The 20,624-nt window shown below is 42.4% G+C and carries 11 protein-coding genes, 17 tRNA genes and 3 rRNA genes; 1 reads left to right on the plus strand and 30 read right to left on the minus strand.

The window, feature by feature from the left end; all coding sequences use genetic code 11:
- The first annotated feature begins 8 nt into the window (after positions 1 to 8).
- The gene (locus AAJG31_RS12145) at positions 9 to 1,217 is read left to right on the plus strand and encodes an MFS transporter (protein ID WP_048391934.1); all 1,209 of its coding nucleotides are present in this window, start codon (positions 9 to 11) and stop codon (positions 1,215 to 1,217) included.
- A 61-nt stretch (positions 1,218 to 1,278) separates the two neighbouring features.
- Here AAJG31_RS12145 and AAJG31_RS12150 read toward each other — a convergent pair whose 3' ends face one another.
- The 30 genes from AAJG31_RS12150 to hutH form a co-directional block, all read right to left on the minus strand.
- Positions 1,279 to 1,812, minus strand: coding sequence for a hypothetical protein (locus tag AAJG31_RS12150; protein WP_279493685.1), 534 nt, complete (start codon positions 1,810 to 1,812; stop codon positions 1,279 to 1,281).
- A 49-nt stretch (positions 1,813 to 1,861) separates the two neighbouring features.
- Positions 1,862 to 2,908, minus strand: coding sequence for a nitric oxide synthase oxygenase (locus tag AAJG31_RS12155; protein WP_279493683.1), 1,047 nt, complete (start codon positions 2,906 to 2,908; stop codon positions 1,862 to 1,864).
- Positions 2,909 to 3,482: 574 nt separating this feature from the next.
- Positions 3,483 to 3,554, minus strand: a tRNA-Glu gene (locus AAJG31_RS12160).
- Between the two features lies 1 nt (position 3,555).
- A tRNA-Asn gene (locus tag AAJG31_RS12165) sits at positions 3,556 to 3,632 on the minus strand.
- Positions 3,633 to 3,638: 6 nt separating this feature from the next.
- Positions 3,639 to 3,712, minus strand: a tRNA-Ile gene (locus AAJG31_RS12170).
- Positions 3,713 to 3,716: 4 nt separating this feature from the next.
- Positions 3,717 to 3,790, minus strand: a tRNA-Gly gene (locus AAJG31_RS12175).
- Between the two features lie 5 nt (positions 3,791 to 3,795).
- Positions 3,796 to 3,871 (minus strand) — tRNA-Phe (locus AAJG31_RS12180).
- Between the two features lie 6 nt (positions 3,872 to 3,877).
- Positions 3,878 to 3,970, minus strand: a tRNA-Ser gene (locus tag AAJG31_RS12185).
- Positions 3,971 to 3,983: 13 nt separating this feature from the next.
- Positions 3,984 to 4,059 (minus strand) — tRNA-Ala (locus AAJG31_RS12190).
- A 15-nt stretch (positions 4,060 to 4,074) separates the two neighbouring features.
- Positions 4,075 to 4,151: transfer RNA gene (locus tag AAJG31_RS12195), tRNA-Pro, on the minus strand.
- Positions 4,152 to 4,166: 15 nt separating this feature from the next.
- Positions 4,167 to 4,243, minus strand: a tRNA-Arg gene (locus AAJG31_RS12200).
- A gap of 18 nt (positions 4,244 to 4,261) precedes the next feature.
- A tRNA-Lys gene (locus tag AAJG31_RS12205) sits at positions 4,262 to 4,334 on the minus strand.
- Positions 4,335 to 4,347: 13 nt separating this feature from the next.
- Positions 4,348 to 4,422: transfer RNA gene (locus AAJG31_RS12210), tRNA-Gln, on the minus strand.
- 9 nt (positions 4,423 to 4,431) lie between these two features.
- Positions 4,432 to 4,507: transfer RNA gene (locus tag AAJG31_RS12215), tRNA-His, on the minus strand.
- Positions 4,508 to 4,555: 48 nt separating this feature from the next.
- Positions 4,556 to 4,629: transfer RNA gene (locus tag AAJG31_RS12220), tRNA-Trp, on the minus strand.
- Positions 4,630 to 4,633: 4 nt separating this feature from the next.
- A tRNA-Tyr gene (locus AAJG31_RS12225) sits at positions 4,634 to 4,717 on the minus strand.
- 7 nt (positions 4,718 to 4,724) lie between these two features.
- Positions 4,725 to 4,800: transfer RNA gene (locus tag AAJG31_RS12230), tRNA-Thr, on the minus strand.
- An 8-nt stretch (positions 4,801 to 4,808) separates the two neighbouring features.
- Positions 4,809 to 4,884: transfer RNA gene (locus tag AAJG31_RS12235), tRNA-Asp, on the minus strand.
- A 4-nt stretch (positions 4,885 to 4,888) separates the two neighbouring features.
- Positions 4,889 to 4,964: transfer RNA gene (locus AAJG31_RS12240), tRNA-Val, on the minus strand.
- A gap of 11 nt (positions 4,965 to 4,975) precedes the next feature.
- Positions 4,976 to 5,091 (minus strand): 5S ribosomal RNA (gene rrf / locus AAJG31_RS12245).
- 67 nt (positions 5,092 to 5,158) lie between these two features.
- Positions 5,159 to 8,086 (minus strand): 23S ribosomal RNA (locus AAJG31_RS12250).
- 181 nt (positions 8,087 to 8,267) lie between these two features.
- Positions 8,268 to 9,819 (minus strand): 16S ribosomal RNA (locus AAJG31_RS12255).
- Together the 16S, 23S and 5S rRNA genes with 17 tRNA genes alongside form the textbook arrangement of a ribosomal RNA operon.
- 391 nt (positions 9,820 to 10,210) lie before the next feature.
- Complete coding sequence (locus tag AAJG31_RS12260) at positions 10,211 to 12,064, minus strand: SLC13 family permease (RefSeq protein ID WP_115673041.1); 1,854 nt, start codon at positions 12,062 to 12,064, stop codon at positions 10,211 to 10,213.
- Between the two features lie 169 nt (positions 12,065 to 12,233).
- Positions 12,234 to 12,848 (minus strand): nicotinate-nucleotide adenylyltransferase, encoded by a 615-nt coding sequence (nadD, locus tag AAJG31_RS12265; RefSeq protein WP_048390705.1) that lies wholly within the window; start codon positions 12,846 to 12,848, stop codon positions 12,234 to 12,236.
- A gap of 25 nt (positions 12,849 to 12,873) precedes the next feature.
- On the minus strand, positions 12,874 to 14,331 hold the full coding sequence (locus tag AAJG31_RS12270) for a nicotinate phosphoribosyltransferase (protein ID WP_279493681.1): 1,458 nt from the start codon (positions 14,329 to 14,331) through the stop codon (positions 12,874 to 12,876).
- A 19-nt stretch (positions 14,332 to 14,350) separates the two neighbouring features.
- Positions 14,351 to 14,905: an isochorismatase family cysteine hydrolase gene (locus AAJG31_RS12275; RefSeq protein WP_054548938.1), complete on the minus strand. Its 555-nt coding sequence runs from the start codon at positions 14,903 to 14,905 to the stop codon at positions 14,351 to 14,353.
- A gap of 80 nt (positions 14,906 to 14,985) precedes the next feature.
- Positions 14,986 to 15,786 carry an NUDIX domain-containing protein gene (locus AAJG31_RS12280; protein ID WP_048390712.1) on the minus strand — a complete coding sequence of 267 codons (801 nt, stop codon included), beginning with the start codon at positions 15,784 to 15,786 and terminating at the stop codon, positions 14,986 to 14,988.
- Positions 15,787 to 15,938: 152 nt separating this feature from the next.
- Complete coding sequence (hutI, locus tag AAJG31_RS12285) at positions 15,939 to 17,216, minus strand: imidazolonepropionase (protein ID WP_054548937.1); 1,278 nt, start codon at positions 17,214 to 17,216, stop codon at positions 15,939 to 15,941.
- Positions 17,213 to 18,883 (minus strand): urocanate hydratase, encoded by a 1,671-nt coding sequence (gene hutU, locus AAJG31_RS12290; protein ID WP_004233805.1) that lies wholly within the window; start codon positions 18,881 to 18,883, stop codon positions 17,213 to 17,215. The genes hutI and hutU overlap by 4 nt, the downstream gene beginning before the upstream one ends.
- Before the next feature lie 167 nt (positions 18,884 to 19,050).
- Positions 19,051 to 20,565 (minus strand): histidine ammonia-lyase, encoded by a 1,515-nt coding sequence (gene hutH, locus AAJG31_RS12295; RefSeq protein ID WP_048390715.1) that lies wholly within the window; start codon positions 20,563 to 20,565, stop codon positions 19,051 to 19,053.
- Positions 20,566 to 20,624: the final 59 nt, after the last annotated feature.

Here is a 20,624-nt window from a genome sequence, read left to right on the forward strand (position 1 = left end):
ATTTTATTTTGACTACAAATGATCATTCCACTAGTTTTCCAAGTAAAAAAATTAGCTGGAAAGGAACAACCTTACTTTTAGTCTTTGGAGTTATCTTTATAGCCTCTACATTACGAATGCCACTAACTGTTGTTGGCCCAATTATATCCTTTATCCGTGAAGATCTTGGAATATCTAATGTATTGGCAGGCTTTCTAACAACGATACCATTGCTGGCTTTTGCTGTTATATCTCCATTTGCACCAGTTGTAGCACGCAAACTAGGGCTTGAGCTAACATTATTTTTATCAACTTTTCTCTTGGCCTTAGGAATTGTCCTTCGTTCACTTGGTACTACAGAATTACTTCTATTGGGTACTGTGTTAATTGGCGTAGCCATTTCTTTTGGAAATGTACTAATTCCAGGATTATTGAAATTAAAATTTCCCTATCATGTGGGTTTATTAATGGCCTTTTTCACCATGTCCATGAATTTTACTGCAGGCCTTGGTGCTGGTATTAGCTATCCGATAGCTAATTCATCGTTAGGCTGGCAAGGTGCACTTTCCATTGCACTCATACTCGTTCTAATTACAATCTTAATTTGGATACCTCAACTAAAATCAAATAAACCGGAACCAGTTACTACATCTAAGAAGACCAGTACACCTTTATGGAAATCACCTGTTACTTGGGCTGTCACAGGGGCAATGGGTTTACAATCTTTATTATTCTACACAACAGCAGCTTGGATACCTGAGATCTATATTGCTCAAGGTTTAGCCCCTGATAAAGCTGGCTGGATGTTTTCAATCATGCAATTCTCACAAGTACCAATGGCCTTAGCAGTGCCTATTATTGCCGGTAAAATGACTTCTCAACGCCCACTTGTATTGATGTTTACATCCTTCTATTTAGTAGGATTTGTTGGAGTTGTCATGGAATGGACAAGTCTTGGGGTACTGTGGATGGTTCTTCTAGGGTTAGCAGGTGGTTCTTCATTCGCCCTAGCAATGATGTTCTTCACTCTCCGTACTCGTACTGCATTTGAAGCAGCAGATTTATCAGGCTTTGCGCAATCTTTGGGTTATTTATTTGCCGCAATTGGTCCTATTCTTTTTGGCTACTTGCATGATTTATTTGGCGGCTGGAATATTGCGGGATGGCTCTTTGTCGTTGTAGCAATGTTACTCTTCTTTTGCTCAATGAGAGCCTCTAAGGATGAATATGTGCATTAAAATTAAATAAAGCAGGTGGATTAGATTCCTCCATCTGCTCTATTTCTATAGTGTTTAAACATTACATAATTGTCGGATTGCGGAGTAATGTTAGCAATTCAGCAAGGCATTCTGATGCTTCATTATTACGAGCTGTTATAGTAGAAAAAATAGGAACAGCCTCTTGTAAAAGCATATAACTATAATAGTAATAGCCTACAAAAGCTTGCTCCTCATAGCCCTTTGGCGTTTCTTTCTCCCACTCCTGCTCATCATTATCCTCATTTTCTATCCACAAATAGTTGACGTCTAATAGCTCCTGCATATTTTTAACAGTATTGACTGGGTCGAGATAATCCTTGGTAATAGCATGTGCCACAGCTAAATATAACTGTACCTCTGGTAAGGAGACAACCTCTAATTTTTTACGAGTAAGCTTTTTTAGCAAGACAAGCAAAACCCATGGTGTCACCTGCCACAGTGTTCCTTGATGTTCAATTAATTCAGCTAGCTGTGTGTATTGCTCCTGTTCTATCAGCTTAGGAATGGCTGTACCTCTACCATAAGGTGTCGTCAATTGTCTCCATGGGATATTGGGAATTTGCTGATCTAACATAGTAAGCCCTCTCTCATCAAAAGTATCGAAAGTAAACAATTCTTTTACACTAATAGCATGGTTTTTGATAAAAATAATTTGGTGTATGATAAATATTTACATAGGGTTTATGGAATATATGAGTTGTGGCAGGGGAAAGTGGTGGGATTAACCATGTCCAGTTGCCTGTAACTTCTCTTCCTGTTGATTTTTCTGCCTCCTCAAACAATTTAAACTGCTGAGCTGCTGTATGATGATCAACAATGCTCACACCATCTTCTTTAAATGAGTGAAGAACAGCAATATTAAGTTCTACTAAAGCACGATCACGCCAAAGAGACGCATGTTTGGTTGTATCAAGATTAAAAATCTCTGCAATTGCAGGTAACATATTATAACGATCATGATCTGCTAAATTTCGTGCACCAATCTCTGTTCCCATATACCAGCCGTTAAATGGAGCTGCTTGAAAATCAATTCCAGCCATTTGAAAACGCATACTCGAAATAATAGGTACGGCATACCACTTCATTCCTAATTTCTCCACATCGATTGACTCTGGATGACGGATTGAGACCTCTACTATATTTTCTTCAGGAATTACAAACATTTGAGGAGCACGATTATCCACCTGTATAACGAGTGGTAATACATCAAAATCAGTTCCTTTACCTCTCCATCCTAACGACTCACACACTTTTGTAAATTTAATGGACTGTGAATCTCCAATAATGCCTGCATCTGTTTCATAGCCTGCATAACGAATTAGTTGATGATTCCAAATCCGTACTCTATCTGAAGCAAACACTGTTATAGTTGGACGAATTTTCCCATGATTTGTCGCATAATCAATATGTTCTAGTAATTTTTGAAAAATAGCCTTTTCATCTAAAACATCACGTGCATCTACCACATGCAGTGACTGCCAAAATAGACGTCCAATACACTTATTGCTATTTCGCCATGCCACACGTGCGCCAAAAACTAGCTCCTCTGTTGTTGGGTGATATTCACCTGCATCCTTAACTGCCTGTAATCTATTCTTTAACCAAAGTTCTGATTCATTTTGTTCTGTCTGATATAGACTTAAAAATTGCTGTATCTCCTGTATATTCATATCGATTCCTCCACTTATCCTCATATTAGAGGAACAAAACAACAAGCACCATGAAAATAGTAATTGAAAAAACATACATATTTTATATATGAAATAGTTTGTTCATATTTACTCTATAGACTCTCTTTCGTAAGAGAATGTAAGGGAGAAAGATTTTAATTATTATAAAAAGGCTACAGTAGTCATGTAGCCTTTTTCAGGGGGTTGTAGAACAAAGAAATCAATAGAATATTTGTAAATGGTGAAAAAGCTATTCGTTCTGGGCTACTTACTTGCTGCTATTGCTTCGCTTTCGCATAGAGCAGAACCAGTTTCACAAATTCTCTGGCCAGGATTTCGCCTGTATCGCTATACTAGAGAAGTCGTCAAGCAGCCTTCACAAAAGTATTGACCATGGAAGTGTACGTGGTAGGTGAAACGGCTTATAGGATGCCCATAGAAAGATGCTAGGGGAATTAAATTCAGTCCCTCACCTTGCCAATAGGTCTTTTTTTGCTATTGCATTATCTTTTATCGTTTAAAGAACAGGAGAATAGAAAAAAGCATGTAACACACATCTGTGCTACATGCTTGATGACCCGTACGGGATTCGAACCCGTGTTACCGCCGTGAAAGGGCGGTGTCTTAACCACTTGACCAACGGGCCGTGGCTCCGAAGGCAGGACTCGAACCTGCGACAACCTGATTAACAGTCAGGTGCTACTACCAACTGAGCTACTTCGGAATAATATGGGCCTAAATGGACTCGAACCATCGACCTCACGCTTATCAGGCGTGCGCTCTAACCAGCTGAGCTATAGGCCCATTTTGGAGCGGGTGATGAGAATCGAACTCACGACATCAGCTTGGAAGGCTGAGGTTTTACCATTAAACTACACCCGCAATAATGGTGGGTCAGGACGGAATCGAACCGCCGACACTTAGAGCTTCAATCTAATGCTCTACCAACTGAGCTACTGACCCGAAAAATGGAGGAGGTAGAGGGATTCGAACCCCCGCGCGGTGTTACCCGCCTGTCGGTTTTCAAGACCGATCCCTTCAGCCAGACTTGGGTATACCTCCAAAAATATTACAATGGTGGAGCCTAGCGGGATCGAACCGCTGACCTCCTGCGTGCAAGGCAGGCGCTCTCCCAGCTGAGCTAAGGCCCCATTTATCATGAAAGATGGTCGGAATGACAGGATTCGAACCTACGACCCCTTGGTCCCAAACCAAGTGCTCTACCAAGCTGAGCTACATTCCGTAAACATGATTTTATTGGCGCGCCCGACAGGAGTCGAACCCATAACCTTCTGATCCGTAGTCAGACGCTCTATCCAATTGAGCTACGGGCGCATGTTAATTAAAAAATGATGAGCCATGAAGGACTCGAACCTTCGACCCTCTGATTAAAAGTCAGATGCTCTACCAACTGAGCTAATGGCTCGTGAAATTAAAAATGGCTGGGGTACTAGGATTCGAACCTAGGCATGACGGAATCAAAATCCGTTGCCTTACCGCTTGGCTATACCCCAATTTTAAAATGGGGCGACTGATGGGAATCGAACCCACGAATGTCGGAACCACAATCCGATGCGTTAACCACTTCGCCACAATCGCCACTATATAGATTATATTAGCTGTATTATGAACGAGTACCTCAATACCTGGCAGGGGCAGTAGGAATCGAACCCACACCAAAGGTTTTGGAGACCTCTATTCTACCGTTGAACTATGCCCCTAAAATGGTGGAGGGGGACGGATTCGAACCGCCGAACCCTAAGGAGCGGATTTACAGTCCGCCGCGTTTAGCCACTTCGCTACCCCTCCAAGGGAATGGTGCCGGCGATAGGAGTCGAACCCACGACCTACTGATTACAAGTCAGTTGCTCTACCAACTGAGCTACACCGGCAATAATAATGGCGGTCCCGACCGGGATCGAACCGGCGATCTCCTGCGTGACAGGCAGGCATGTTAACCGCTACACCACGGGACCAAAATGGTGGAGGATGACGGGCTCGAACCGCCGACCCCCTGCTTGTAAGGCAGGTGCTCTCCCAGCTGAGCTAATCCTCCACAAAAAATAAGCGAAGCGACGTCCTACTCTCACAGGGGGAAGCCCCCAACTACCATCGGCGCTAAAGAGCTTAACTTCCGTGTTCGATATGGGAACGGGTGTGACCTCTTTGCCATCATCACTTCACTTATTCAGCTGAAAGACTTATTCTTTCAAAACTAGATAAACGATACATTGAAAGTTTCAAACTTTTTTGGTTAAGTCCTCGATCGATTAGTATTCGTCAGCTCCATGTGTCACCACACTTCCACCTCGAACCTATCTACCTCATCGTCTTTGAGGGATCTTACTTACTTGCGTAATGGGAAATCTCATCTTGAGGGGGGCTTCATGCTTAGATGCTTTCAGCACTTATCCCGTCCACACATAGCTACCCAGCGATGCCTTTGGCAAGACAACTGGTACACCAGCGGTGTGTCCATCCCGGTCCTCTCGTACTAAGGACAGCTCCTCTCAAATTTCCTACGCCCACGACGGATAGGGACCGAACTGTCTCACGACGTTCTGAACCCAGCTCGCGTACCGCTTTAATGGGCGAACAGCCCAACCCTTGGGACCGACTACAGCCCCAGGATGCGATGAGCCGACATCGAGGTGCCAAACCTCCCCGTCGATGTGGACTCTTGGGGGAGATAAGCCTGTTATCCCCGGGGTAGCTTTTATCCGTTGAGCGATGGCCCTTCCATGCGGAACCACCGGATCACTAAGCCCGTCTTTCGACCCTGCTCGACTTGTAGGTCTCGCAGTCAAGCTCCCTTGTGCCTTTACACTCTACGAATGATTTCCAACCATTCTGAGGGAACCTTTGGGCGCCTCCGTTACCTTTTAGGAGGCGACCGCCCCAGTCAAACTGTCCGCCTGACACTGTCTCCTGCCCCGCTAAGGGGCATGGGTTAGAATTTCAATACAACCAGGGTAGTATCCCACCGACGCCTCCTTCGAAGCTGGCGCTCCGAGATCTCTGGCTCCTACCTATCCTGTACAAGTTGTACCAAAATTCAATATCAGGCTACAGTAAAGCTCCACGGGGTCTTTCCGTCCTGTCGCGGGTAACCTGCATCTTCACAGGTACTATAATTTCACCGAGTCTCTCGTTGAGACAGTGCCCAGATCGTTACGCCTTTCGTGCGGGTCGGAACTTACCCGACAAGGAATTTCGCTACCTTAGGACCGTTATAGTTACGGCCGCCGTTTACTGGGGCTTCAATTCGCAGCTTCGCTTGCGCTAACCACTCCTCTTAACCTTCCAGCACCGGGCAGGCGTCAGCCCCTATACGTCACCTTACGGTTTTGCAGAGACCTGTGTTTTTGCTAAACAGTCGCCTGGGCCTATTCACTGCGGCTCTCATGCGCTTGCACGCTCAAGAGCACCCCTTCTCCCGAAGTTACGGGGTCATTTTGCCGAGTTCCTTAACGAGAGTTCTCTCGCACACCTTAGGATTCTCTCCTCGACTACCTGTGTCGGTTTGCGGTACGGGCACCTCTCACCTCGATAGAGGCTTTTCTTGGCAGTGTGAAATCAGGAACTTCGTCCATACGGACTCGCCATCACAGCTCAACGTTACAGTGTGCGGATTTGCCTACACACACGCCTTACTGCTTGGACGCGCACAACCAACGGCGCGCTTACCCTATCCTACTGCGTCCCCCCATTTCTCAAACGGTGAGGAGGTGGTACAGGAATATCAACCTGTTGTCCATCGCCTACGCCTATCGGCCTCGGCTTAGGTCCCGACTAACCCTGAGCGGACGAGCCTTCCTCAGGAAACCTTAGTCATACGGTGGACGGGATTCTCACCCGTCTTTCGCTACTCATACCGGCATTCTCACTTCTAAGCGCTCCACCAGTCCTTCCGATCTGACTTCAACGCACTTAGAACGCTCTCCTACCACTGACATCGTAGATGTCAATCCACAGCTTCGGTGAATCGTTTAGCCCCGATACATTTTCGGCGCAGCGTCACTCGACCAGTGAGCTATTACGCACTCTTTAAATGATGGCTGCTTCTAAGCCAACATCCTGGTTGTCTGTGCAACGCCACATCCTTTTCCACTTAACGATTACTTTGGGACCTTAGCTGGTGGTCTGGGCTGTTTCCCTTTTGACTACGGATCTTATCACTCGCAGTCTGACTCCCGTGTATAAATATCTGGCATTCGGAGTTTGTCTGAATTCGGTAAACCGGGATGGCCCCCTAGTCCAAACAGTGCTCTACCTCCAGTATTCTCATCACGAGGCTAGCCCTAAAGCTATTTCGGAGAGAACCAGCTATCTCCAAGTTCGATTGGAATTTCTCCGCTACCCACACCTCATCCCCGCACTTTTCAACGTGCGTGGGTTCGGGCCTCCAGTAAGTGTTACCTCACCTTCACCCTGGACATGGGTAGATCACCTGGTTTCGGGTCTACGACCACGTACTATTTCGCCCTATTCAGACTCGCTTTCGCTGCGGCTCCGCCTTCTAAAGCTTAACCTTGCACGTAATCGTAACTCGCCGGTTCATTCTACAAAAGGCACGCTATCACCCATTAACGGGCTCTAACTACTTGTAGGCACACGGTTTCAGGATCTCTTTCACTCCCCTTCCGGGGTGCTTTTCACCTTTCCCTCACGGTACTGGTTCACTATCGGTCACTAGGTAGTATTTAGCCTTGGGAGATGGTCCTCCCGGATTCCGACGGAATTTCACGTGTTCCGCCGTACTCAGGATCCACTCAGGAGAGAACAAACTTTCGACTACAGGGCTTTTACCTGCTCTGGCGGACCTTTCCAAGTCGCTTCATCTAACTCGCTCTTTTGTAACTCCGTATAGAGTGTCCTACAACCCCAAGAGGCAAGCCTCTTGGTTTGGGCTCTTCCCGTTTCGCTCGCCGCTACTCAGGGAATCGATTTTTCTTTCTCTTCCTCCAGGTACTTAGATGTTTCAGTTCCCTGGGTCTGCCTTCAAGACGCTATGTATTCACGTCAAGATACTACGCGATTAAACGTAGTGGGTTCCCCCATTCGGAAATCTCCGGATCAAAGCTCACTTACAGCTCCCCGAAGCATATCGGTGTTAGTGCCGTCCTTCTTCGGCTCCTAGTGCCAAGGCATTCGCCGTGCGCCCTTAATAACTTAACCAAGTTATTAAGCCTATAAAAAACTTAAAAAATAAATGTGTTTGTTACAATTTCAATGTCGTTTTATCCAGTTTTCAAAGAACAAGTTTTGAAGTGTTTCATTCAGATAGAATGAACCTTCAAAACTGAACGCAAAACGTAATCTTACAAACCCAAGGTTTGTATTCCGAAATAATCCTTAGAAAGGAGGTGATCCAGCCGCACCTTCCGATACGGCTACCTTGTTACGACTTCACCCCAATCATCTATCCCACCTTCGGCGGCTGGCTCCAAAAGGTTACCTCACCGACTTCGGGTGTTACAAACTCTCGTGGTGTGACGGGCGGTGTGTACAAGGCCCGGGAACGTATTCACCGCGGCATGCTGATCCGCGATTACTAGCGATTCCGGCTTCATGTAGGCGAGTTGCAGCCTACAATCCGAACTGAGAACGACTTTATCGGATTAGCTCCCTCTCGCGAGTTGGCAACCGTTTGTATCGTCCATTGTAGCACGTGTGTAGCCCAGGTCATAAGGGGCATGATGATTTGACGTCATCCCCACCTTCCTCCGGTTTGTCACCGGCAGTCACCTTAGAGTGCCCAACTAAATGATGGCAACTAAGATCAAGGGTTGCGCTCGTTGCGGGACTTAACCCAACATCTCACGACACGAGCTGACGACAACCATGCACCACCTGTCACCGTTGCCCCCGAAGGGGAAACTATATCTCTACAGTGGTCAACGGGATGTCAAGACCTGGTAAGGTTCTTCGCGTTGCTTCGAATTAAACCACATGCTCCACCGCTTGTGCGGGCCCCCGTCAATTCCTTTGAGTTTCAGTCTTGCGACCGTACTCCCCAGGCGGAGTGCTTAATGCGTTAGCTGCAGCACTAAGGGGCGGAAACCCCCTAACACTTAGCACTCATCGTTTACGGCGTGGACTACCAGGGTATCTAATCCTGTTTGCTCCCCACGCTTTCGCGCCTCAGCGTCAGTTACAGACCAGAAAGTCGCCTTCGCCACTGGTGTTCCTCCAAATCTCTACGCATTTCACCGCTACACTTGGAATTCCACTTTCCTCTTCTGCACTCAAGTCCCCCAGTTTCCAATGACCCTCCACGGTTGAGCCGTGGGCTTTCACATCAGACTTAAAGGACCGCCTGCGCGCGCTTTACGCCCAATAATTCCGGACAACGCTTGCCACCTACGTATTACCGCGGCTGCTGGCACGTAGTTAGCCGTGGCTTTCTAATAAGGTACCGTCAAGGTACAGCCAGTTACTACTGTACTTGTTCTTCCCTTACAACAGAGTTTTACGATCCGAAAACCTTCTTCACTCACGCGGCGTTGCTCCATCAGGCTTTCGCCCATTGTGGAAGATTCCCTACTGCTGCCTCCCGTAGGAGTCTGGGCCGTGTCTCAGTCCCAGTGTGGCCGATCACCCTCTCAGGTCGGCTACGCATCGTCGCCTTGGTGAGCCGTTACCTCACCAACTAGCTAATGCGCCGCGGGCCCATCCTATAGCGACAGCCGAAACCGTCTTTCAGTCTTTCACCATGAAGCAAAAGAGATTATTCGGTATTAGCCCCGGTTTCCCGGAGTTATCCCAAACTATAGGGTAGGTTGCCCACGTGTTACTCACCCGTCCGCCGCTAACGTCAAAGGAGCAAGCTCCTTTTCTGTTCGCTCGACTTGCATGTATTAGGCACGCCGCCAGCGTTCGTCCTGAGCCAGGATCAAACTCTCCATAAAAGAAATTTGATTAGCTCAAATTGTTTTGCTGGCATCATGTTTGATGTCCAAAATTTTTGTTTTGTTCACTAGCAAAACTAGCTACTTAAAACTTTATTGATTACGTTTTGCTTGTTCAGTTTTCAAGGTTCATGTTTTGCTTTATTTTAGCGTGTCACCCTGGCGACTTGTATAATACTACACCCTTATTTTTAAAAGGTCAACACTTTTTAATAAAAAACTTTATTTTTTTTATTATCAAAGTAAAACTTCCTATATTAATAACTATAAAATCTATTCACAAGCTAGTTCAATATTAGACCATGAACTAGAAAATAATTTTATCATAATTTCCTACAAAAAAATAATAGATCTTTAAAAAAACAAAAAACTCGGTAAAGAAACCGAGTTTTTAAAATGGGAAAAAGAACGGGATGGCTATCATCATCACAATAAACATAACAAGCTGTAACGGAACCCCTATTCTTACGAAATCCATAAATTTATAGCCCCCCGCTGTCATTACCAGTGCATTCGTAGGGGAAGCAATTGGCGTAGCAAATGCCATACTTGCTGCAACTGCGACTGCAATCATAAATGTTGTGGGACTAACCTCCATTGCAATGGCTGCACTCATGGCAATGGGTGCAAACAATACAGCAGTTGCCGTATTACTAATAAATTGACCGAAAATAGCTGTCAAAATATAAACTCCTATGAGTACACCGTATGGTCCGAAACCACCTAAAGCATTAATAATACCATCAGATAAAATGGTCATGCCTCCTGTTTTTTCTAACGCTGTCGCCATTGGTAACATGGCAGCTACTAATACAATACTTTCAAAATTCATATTGCTATAGGCATCTTCCATGTTTCTCAAGCAGCCTGTTAAAATCATAAGTACAGCACCAATCATCACAGAAATGACAGCAGGAAAAACTTCAAATGCCATCAAAATAATCATGAATAACATAATAATCCCCGCAATTCCAGCTTTGCCTGTAGCTGCTGCCACACTTGCGTGTTCTTTCGGCTGTCCTACAACCACGACATCTTGCGTTTCTCTTGCTAACAAAAGAATTTCATCCCATGCTCCCTGTACTAATATTGCGTCCCCAAATTTTAATTTGTGAGACACCATATCCTGAAGCTTGTAACCACCCTTACGATTAATACCAATGATATTTAGATTGTATTTTTCCCGGAACCCAAGGGAACTAACCGTTTCATTGATAAAGCTCGAATTCGGGGTAAGCAATACCTCTGCAATACCCAGATGCTTCGATACCAATTCATCGGCTTCTCCTTCAACTAATCCTTGCATCTCAAGATGATAATCCTCAACAAAACGCCGAATATCCTCTATTTCTCCTTGAACATATAACTCATCCTTGGCATGAATGACACTAGTTGGTCCTGCCATTTCTTGATAAGTCATCGGTAGTAAATTAATGCCCTCCTGTGATTTCCTATGAATTTTCATCATACAAAGCATATACTTAGCTGGTAGTTTTAATTCCGCTAACGATGTTTCAATAATAGGTGACTCCTCAGGGACGGAGATTTTAAATAGACGATTATTTAAATCATATTGTTTAATAATTTTTTTCGGTGAAAGTTTATAGCCTTCATTAGTCTGTGTACGGTTTTGATCCTTTGGTAATAAAATATTTCTTACAAGTACTAAATAGGAAATGCCAGCAATCATCCCCACGATACCAATAGGAGTTACTTCAAAAAAGCCAAGTTTGTTATAGCCTCGATCAACCAATAACTGACTGACAATTAAATTGGTTGGGGACGCAATCAGTGTCATCAGACCAGAAAGACTTGCTACATAGGAGAGTGGTAGTAGAAATTTAGAAGGGCTGACTTTCATACTTATTGCTATACTTACAACGATTGGCATCATTAAGGCGACAGTACCCGTATTACTCATAAATGCACCAACCGATCCTACAATAATAAGCAGTAGCACAAATAACTTCAGCTCACTATTGCCTGACCATTTTAGTAAGAGTTGCCCCGCCATGCCTGCCAGGCCCGTACGTAAAATCCCTGCACCCACGACAAATAACCCTGCAATCATTAAAACTACAGAGTTTGAAAAACCAGCTAATGCCTCCGAGGGCGTCAAAATATCCATAATGACAAATGCTAATAGTGACACAATTGCTACAAGATCTGCTCGTATTTTATTGGTCACAAATGCGAAAATTGTTGCTCCTAAAATAAGAAATGTTAATGTAAGCTGCACATTCATGAATTCCTTTCTAACATTAATCATTATTAAAAATTGACAGCAAAAAATTGTACTTCATTACTATTTTTATTATAGCTTACCCTGAGCTCTATATGATAAAATTCACCATCTTTTCAAAATTAAAATAAGTGTGGTAGTCATCCACACTTATAATGATAGCTTCACTATTTTATTTTTGGTAAAGATGATGTTCTTTAATATAGTTGTAACAAGCAGTAGGCAAGAGGTATCTCGGTTCTCCTCCCATTGCGAATTCTTCTCGAATATAGGTAGAGCTAATTTCCATCGCTAGCCCTTTATCTATAAGATGAAATCTTCCATCATCATTATTTCTTAAAATCGGAGAACGACTAATGGTTGAGAGCATATCAATGCCGTGTCGTGCCATTACAATAAATTTATTCTCCGCTACTAATGCGTCGCCCTTTTTCCATAAACCCGCACCAATATCCACTAGTAAATCAGCACCCATAATAAAATGCACCTCATCCTCTGGGTTCTTCTCTCTAAAGTATTTCATAGTGTCATATGTGTAGATATTCCAGCCTTCTTGATCCATTTCATAGGAATCTGCGATAAAACGATCGTCCTTAGCAATAGCTAACTGAAGCATATTCCAACGATGTGTATCAGCTGTTTTGATGGTTTTATCTTTGCGTTTATTTGAACAAGGCAAAAAAATAACCTTATCTAACTTACACCGATGTGCTACAGTGCTTGCTGTCCAAAGATGGACATTGGTAATAGGATCAAATGATGAACCATAAATACCTATTCTCGCCATCGTCTCTACCTCCTAGCAGTTACTTTTAAATACGTTGTGAAACCTTTTCTTTTATTGCCTGTATGCTTGCCATTTTATTGTCCCAACATACTTGACTTAAATCGACAGGATATTCTTCAGGATTCATTGTTCGTTTATACTCACACCACAATAAATGTAAGTTTTCCTGTACATATTTTTGTATTTCTTGAATAGTTGGCTCCTCATAAACAATATTTCCATTTTCTATAATACTTTCATGTAACTCTTTCGCCGTAAAATTTGTAACAAATTTACTAATATACGTATGAATAGGGTGGAACATTTTCAATCTTTCTTCTTGCTGTATGTTTTCATTATCTAACGCAATATAATCTCCTTCAGCATGACCATTCTCCGCATTAATAATACGGTAAACACGTTTACGTCCAGGTGTAGTCACTTTCTCAGGATTTGCTGAAATTTTAATGGTATCAACTAGTTCTCCACTTTCGTTTTCTATCGAAACTAATTTGTATACTCCTCCAAGAGCTGCTTGATCATAGGCTGTAATCAGCTTAGTTCCGATACCCCAAGCATCAATTTGCGCCCCTTGTGACTTTAAATGCATAATTGTATATTCATCCAAATCATTCGAAGCCATAATTTTAGTTGCAGTAAATCCTGCATCATCTAGCATTTTCCTTGCCTGTTTTGAGAGATAGGCTAAATCTCCACTGTCTAAACGGATACCAATAAAATTAATTTGATTCCCTAGCTCCTTCGCTACGCGGATAGCATTAGGAACACCAGAACGTAGTGTGTCATAAGTATCTACTATGAAAACACAGTCTTTATGGGCTGCTGCGTATTTTTTAAACGCAGTATATTCATCTCGATAGGTTTGAATCATCGCATGGGCATGTGTTCCTGACACAGGAATACCAAATAATTTTCCTGCTCTTACATTGCTTGTTGCAGAGAATCCACCTATATAAGCAGCACGAGTTCCCCAAATAGCAGCATCAAATTCATGTGCGCGGCGGGTTCCAAATTCCATTACAACATCCTCACCCGTCACTTGTTTGATACGTGAAGCTTTTGTCGCAATCAGTGTTTGGTAATTAACGATATTTAACAACGGCGTTTCAATTAATTGAGCCTCTGCTAATGGTGCTTCAATTCGCAGGATAGGCTCGTTTGCAAAGACCAGTTCTCCCTCTCTCATCCCCTTAATTGTCCCTGTAAATTTAAGTTCTTTTAGGTATTCAAGAAATTCCTCGGGATACTTCCCCTCTTCTCGTAAATATTGAATATCGCTTTGAGAGAAACCAAAGTTATTAATAAACTCAATCACTTTTTTCAATCCAGCGAAAACTCCATAGCCATTGCCAAATGGAAGCTTTCTAAAATATAGTTCGAAAACAGCTTTACGTTGATGAACACCATCTTGCCAATAAGTTTGAACCATATTAATTTGGTATAGATCCGTGTGTAACATGAAACTATCATCTACATATTTCATATTTTCCCCTCCATTCATGTCAAATAATAGTGGCACCTAGAGTATGCTCGAAATGATTTAACGCCCACTCATGTCCAGCTTCATTAAAGGAGGCGACAGCATTTTTATGAATGACGATATCGAACCCTTTATTATAAGCATCTACTGCTGTATGAAGAACACAAATATCTGTACAAACGCCGATTAAATGCAGCTCAGCAATTCCTCTTTCACGCAATTTCAATTCTAAATCTGTTCCTGCAAAAGCAGAATAACGCGTTTTATCAATGTAATAGACGAAATCTTGGTCTTTATTTTCTTCATATAATGAGTTTAATGCACCATATAACTCTCTACCTTCTGTATGACGAATATTATGAGGTGGGAATAGCTTTGTTTCTGGATGATAAATATCTCCCTTTTCATGAACATCTATCGCAAATACTGTAAAATCCCCCCTCTTAATAAACTCCTTTGTTAAATCAACATTTGCACGTTCGAGCAATTGCCCAGGCTCTCCGCAAGTAAGAGCCCCATCCGTCGCAACGAAATCCACTGTATAATCAATATTAATTAATGCACGCTTTTTCATCATTTCATCACTCCACTCTTTAATTAGTAATACTTAAATTACAAATTACTTTCTTTAAAATAAACAGGAAAGACGGATCTTTCCTAATGATAGATAGACTCTACCATTTCGAAATCATTAAATGTATAGAGCTGGGAAGGCCGGAACGAATTTCTTTTTGTTTTCTTCGGTTTTCCTTCTTCATCCAATGCTTTTTCGATAAATGGTAATTTAGGTGCTTTTGTAAAGAATACGGAATCGTTAGAGATTCGTGGATCTTCTCCAACTGTTAGAAGTACTCGTTGCAATTCTGATAATGTAAACTCTTGTGGTAAAAAGTTTTTAGCAACAGTTGTCTGAATCATATCCCTTTTAATAAAATGCAACGCATCGGAAATGATTTTTCGGTGATCGAAAGCTAATGGAAGCGTAAATACACTTTCTATATCAAACAGTTCTACATCGTCTGCATCATCATTCGCTTGACGTTGCTCAATATATGTCTCAGGAACAATGGCATAAAATGCATTTGAAATCATCCAACCACGTGGATCTCGATCGATCTCATCATAAACACCAAAATGTTGAACATGTAAACCTTCTACATTTGTTTCTTCTTTTAATTCTCTCTTTGCTGCGATAAAGGCAGTTTCTTTTTGATTTGCATCTACAAAGCCCCCAGGAAGTGCCCATTTTCCTCCTTCAATATTGGGATTTCCTTCAGCATCCCTAGTAGCACGCTTAATTAACATAATCTTTAGCGTCATGTTTGGCGGTGCTTTTTCCTCTGTTTTCTCTGAGGTAATTGTAAAAATAGCAATATCTGCGGTATATCCATCGGGTGTTTGATATTTTGAAGAATCATAATGAGCAAGCACTTCTTCTTCGGTACGAAATTTTGTCATTGTATAACCCCTTCTATAATTACAAGGTTCATGTAATTTGTAATTCGTTAATTACTATTTATTAGAATTATAATCTTTCATCAAAGCATTTGCAACTAATTTATAAAAAAAGCATAAATAAAGCTACTCCGCCTTATTTATGCCCATTATTATTATTGATCTTTCAGCAGAATTCCGTTTTGTACAACAACTTGCCCATTTTTGATTACTGTATGTGTATGATTCATGCCGTAGAAATATTGCAGTTGCTTGTAATTAGCAACATCAAGGATAAGTACGTCAGCTTTTTTATGTGCTTCAAGGGAACCAATTTGCTCGCCTCGATTTAGGGCATATGCTGCATTAATTGTTGTTGCCGTTAATACTTCCTCCAATGTCATACCCATATGCATGCAAGCTAAATTCATAATGAAGGGTAGGCTCATTGTTGGGGATGACCCAGGGTTAAAGTCTGTGGATATCGCCACAGGTACTCCCTCGTCAATCATTAGACGCCCTCTTGCAAAAGGTGCACGTAAAAAGAATGCAGTACCTGGCAGCAATACAGCAATTGTACCCGCTTCAGCCATTTTTCGAATTCCCTTATCAGAAGCAACTAACAAATGCTCCGCAGAAATGGCCTCTACTTCCGCAGCCAGCTCGGCGCCTTGATAAGGTTCGATTTCATCCGCATGTATTTTTGGCGTTAAGCCTAGTGCTTTTCCAGCCTCTAAAATGCGTCGGGATTGTTCGGGTGTAAAGACGCCTTTTTCACAAAATACATCATTAAATTCAGCCAACTCTAGTTCTGCTACTTTTGGCAGCATCTCATTGACCACCACATCCACAAATTCATCCTCACGCCCCTTATAATCACGAGGAACTGCATGGGCTCCCATAAACGTGCTAATGACATCAATATGATGTGCAGCTTGTAATTCTTTTGCGACCTCTAGCTGTTTCTTTTCCGTTTCCCAGTCCAAGCCATACCCTGATTTTGCTTCAACTGTTGTTACACCATGCTTTAAAAATACATCTAAATGCTGCATCGTTTTTTCATATAATTCATCAAAGCTTGTTTCTCGTGTACGCTTTGTTGTAGCATGAATGCCACCGCCTGCATTCATGATTTCCATATAGGTAGAACCATTTAATCTCATATTAAACTCTTGCTCGCGTGTTCCACCATGCACCAAATGTGTATGACAATCCACTAAGCCAGGCATAACAATCTTACCAGTAGCATCAATCGTTTCTGCCTTCTTTATTAATTCTGGGAAGTCAGCTTCTAGTTGCTCATACGCTCCTACTGCTACAATACGCTCTTCTTCAATTAGAACACTGCCATATTCTATTACTGCAATTTCCTGCATTTGTTCTTTTGTACGTGGTCCTTGTACATTACTTTTCAAGGTAATTACTTCATTTGCATTTTTTATTAGAATGGTCACTTCACATCACCCTTTAACATTGGTATATGGACACCTTTGTTTTTTGCTGTATTGATAGCAATATCGTAGCCTGCATCAGCATGACGAGCAACGCCCATTCCAGGGTCTGAAACTAATACACGTGCAATTTTTTCAGCGGCAAGCTCTGATCCATCTGCTACTAAGACTTGACCTGCATGCTGTGAATAACCCATTCCTACACCACCACCATGGTGTACGCTTACCCAGCTTGCACCACTCGCAGTATTAACAAGAGCATTTAAAATTGGCCAATCCGATACCGCATCCGAACCATCTAGCATTCCTTCTGTTTCACGATTTGGTGATGCTACAGAACCTGAATCTAAGTGATCGCGACCAAAGACAATTGGTGCTGATAATTCACCATTTGCAACCATTTCATTGACCTTTAATGCAAAACGATGACGATCACCATAACCCAACCAGCAAATGCGTGCAGGTAGCCCTTGCCATTTCACCATTTTTTGTGCCATATCAATCCAATTGACTAGACCCTCATCTTCAGCAAACATCTCTTTTGCCAGTGCATCTGTTTTATATATATCCTCAGGGTTTCCTGAAAGCGCCGCCCAACGGAATGGGCCCTTTCCTTCACAGAATAACGGACGAATATACGCTGGTACAAAGCCTGGGAAATCAAAGGCATTTGTCACACCCATTTCTTTGGCATAGGCACGAATGTTATTCCCATAATCAAATACTTCTGCGCCTGCCTCTTGGAACTCTAGCATTGTACGAACATGCTCTGCCATTGTTTCTTTTGCTTTACGCTCATATGTTTTTACATCCTCTTTGCGAAGTTTTAGCGCTTCTTCAAAGGTCATGCCATTAGGTACATAACCATTAATCGGATCATGCGCAGATGTTTGGTCTGTCACAAAATCTGGAATAATTCCACGATTCAACAACTCACGATTAACATCAGCACAGTTACCAACAAGGCCAATGGATGCTGGCTCATTTTGGTCACGTAATTTATTAACTAATGCAATTGCTTCATCTACAGTTTCTACAATATAATCACAGTAACCTTCTTTGATTTTACGTTCAATGCGAGCACGTTCAACTTCAACAACTAAGATTACAGCACCAGCCATTTTCCCTGCTAATGGCTGTGCACCACTCATACCGCCCATACCACCTGTAAGGATGAATTTACCACGTAAATCAGCAGTGCCAAATACCTTTTTGCCTGCTTCTACAAAGGACAGATAAGTTCCTTGTAAAATTCCTTGAGCACCAATATAAATCCAACTCCCAGCAGTCATTTGACCATACATCATTAAATCTCTTTCTTCTAATTCATAAAAGTGATCCCAATTTGCCCATGCTGGTACAAGGTTTGAATTGGCAATCAACACTCGAGGGGAATGCTCATGTGTACGGAATACAGCTACTGGCTTTCCAGATTGGATTAATAGAGTCTCATCATTCTCTAATTCTTTCAAAGATGCAATGATTTGTTCATAGCTTTCCCAGTTACGAGCAGCCTTACCAATACCCCCATAAACAATCAGTTCATCTGGATTCTCTGCTACCTCTGGGTCAAGATTGTTCATTAACATACGCATTGCTGCTTCCTGTGTCCATCCCTTACATGTTAGTTCATTTCCACGTGGTGCACGAATATCTGTCTTAAATACCATTAAAAACACGCTCCTTTTCCTATTAAAAAAATGTGAATTTTGCTGTCTAAAGCTATTAATAACTGAATATTCAGACTTAAATACATATAAATATTTTCAAAGCAGAGGCTACTCGGTGTATAAACCGAGCGACGCCTTTGCTCTTTCATATCAAAACTTAAACCAATTTACACATACTCATTTACTAAATCATTACTTGATAGTAAATATTTCGCCAATGCTTCAATTTCATCGCCAATTGGTTGATCGGCTAGTAATGGTGGACAAAATTCACGCACTTTCTTTAAGAATTTACTTGTAGTAGGAGATAATTGCTCTTCTGCCTTGTCTAAATGAATAGCCTGAGATGCACAAATCAATTCGATAGCTATAACGCGAGCAGCGTTGTGAACAATCTGACGTACTTGACGTGCCGAAGTTGTTCCCATACTTACATGATCCTCTTGGTTACCTGATGTAGGAATAGAATCCACACTCGAAGGATGTGCTAAAACTTTATTTTCTGAGACAATAGAGGCTGCTGTATATTGAGCAATCATAAGCCCACATTCAATCCCAGGGTTTGTTGCTAGAAACGGTGGTAGCCCTTCATTAAGTTGAGGGTTTACCATACGTTCTGTACGTCGTTCTGAAATATTGGCCCACTCACATACACCTATTTTCAAAAAGTCCATTGCCAAAGCTATTGGCTGTCCATGGAAATGCCCACCCGATAAAACCTCCCCGCTTTCTAAAACGATTGGATTATCAGTTGTTGCATTCATTTCTGTTTGAACACGGTCCTGTGCGTAGAAAAATGACTGCCAAGAAGCACCATGTACTTGCGGTATACAACGTAGTGAATAAGCATCCTGCATGCGAATTTCACCCTGCTTTGTCACACGTTTACTGCCATCGAGCCACTTACGAATACGCCCGCCTACTAGTTCTAACTCTGGATGTGGTCTTACCGCTAAAAGTGCTGGATCAAATGCCGAGGTAATGCCCTTTAAAGCTTCCAGTGTTAAGCTAGCAGCCATATCCGCTGCAAGACCGATTCGTTCAGCTTCATTGACCGTTAATACACCTATACCCGTCATAGCTTGTGTACCGTTAACTAATGCTAGCCCCTCTTTAGCTTGAAGTCTAACAGGGGTTAATCCTGCTTGCTTTAGCGCGTCACTACCACTCATGATTTCTCCGTTAAACTCAGCCTTTCCTTCTCCCACTAACACTAATGCCAAATGTGATAAAGGCGCTAAATCACCACTTGCTCCTACTGAACCTTGTGACGGAACAATTGGATGAACACCTTTATTAATAAGATTCAACAATAGTTGGACAGTTTCCTCACGAATGCCAGAAAATCCTCTGGCCAAAGCATTGGCACGTAACACCATCATTGCACGTACAACATCTGTTGGGAATGGTTCACCAACACCGGTTGCATCTGATCGTAATAAATTTAGCTGCAATAGCTCAATGTCTTCTTCTTCAATTTTTATATTGCTGAGTTTACCAAACCCTGTATTCACACCATAAATTGTTTGGCCTTCAGCTAAACGCTTTTCGATACGCTCTCTACTTAAACGAATACGTTCCAAACTCTCTGTAGCAAGCGCAACTGTTGCTTGCCCCTTCACGATTTCCTCTATTTGTTGTCTTGATAATGTATTGCCATCAAGCTCGATGATTGACTTCACATGACATCCCCCTATTCCCTATATGGCTATGTAAATAAATTATCTTCATTCATATTTTC

The organism is Lysinibacillus sp. BS3 (assembly GCF_039614735.1).
Taxonomy (GTDB): Bacteria; Bacillota; Bacilli; order Bacillales_A; family Planococcaceae; genus Lysinibacillus; species Lysinibacillus capsici.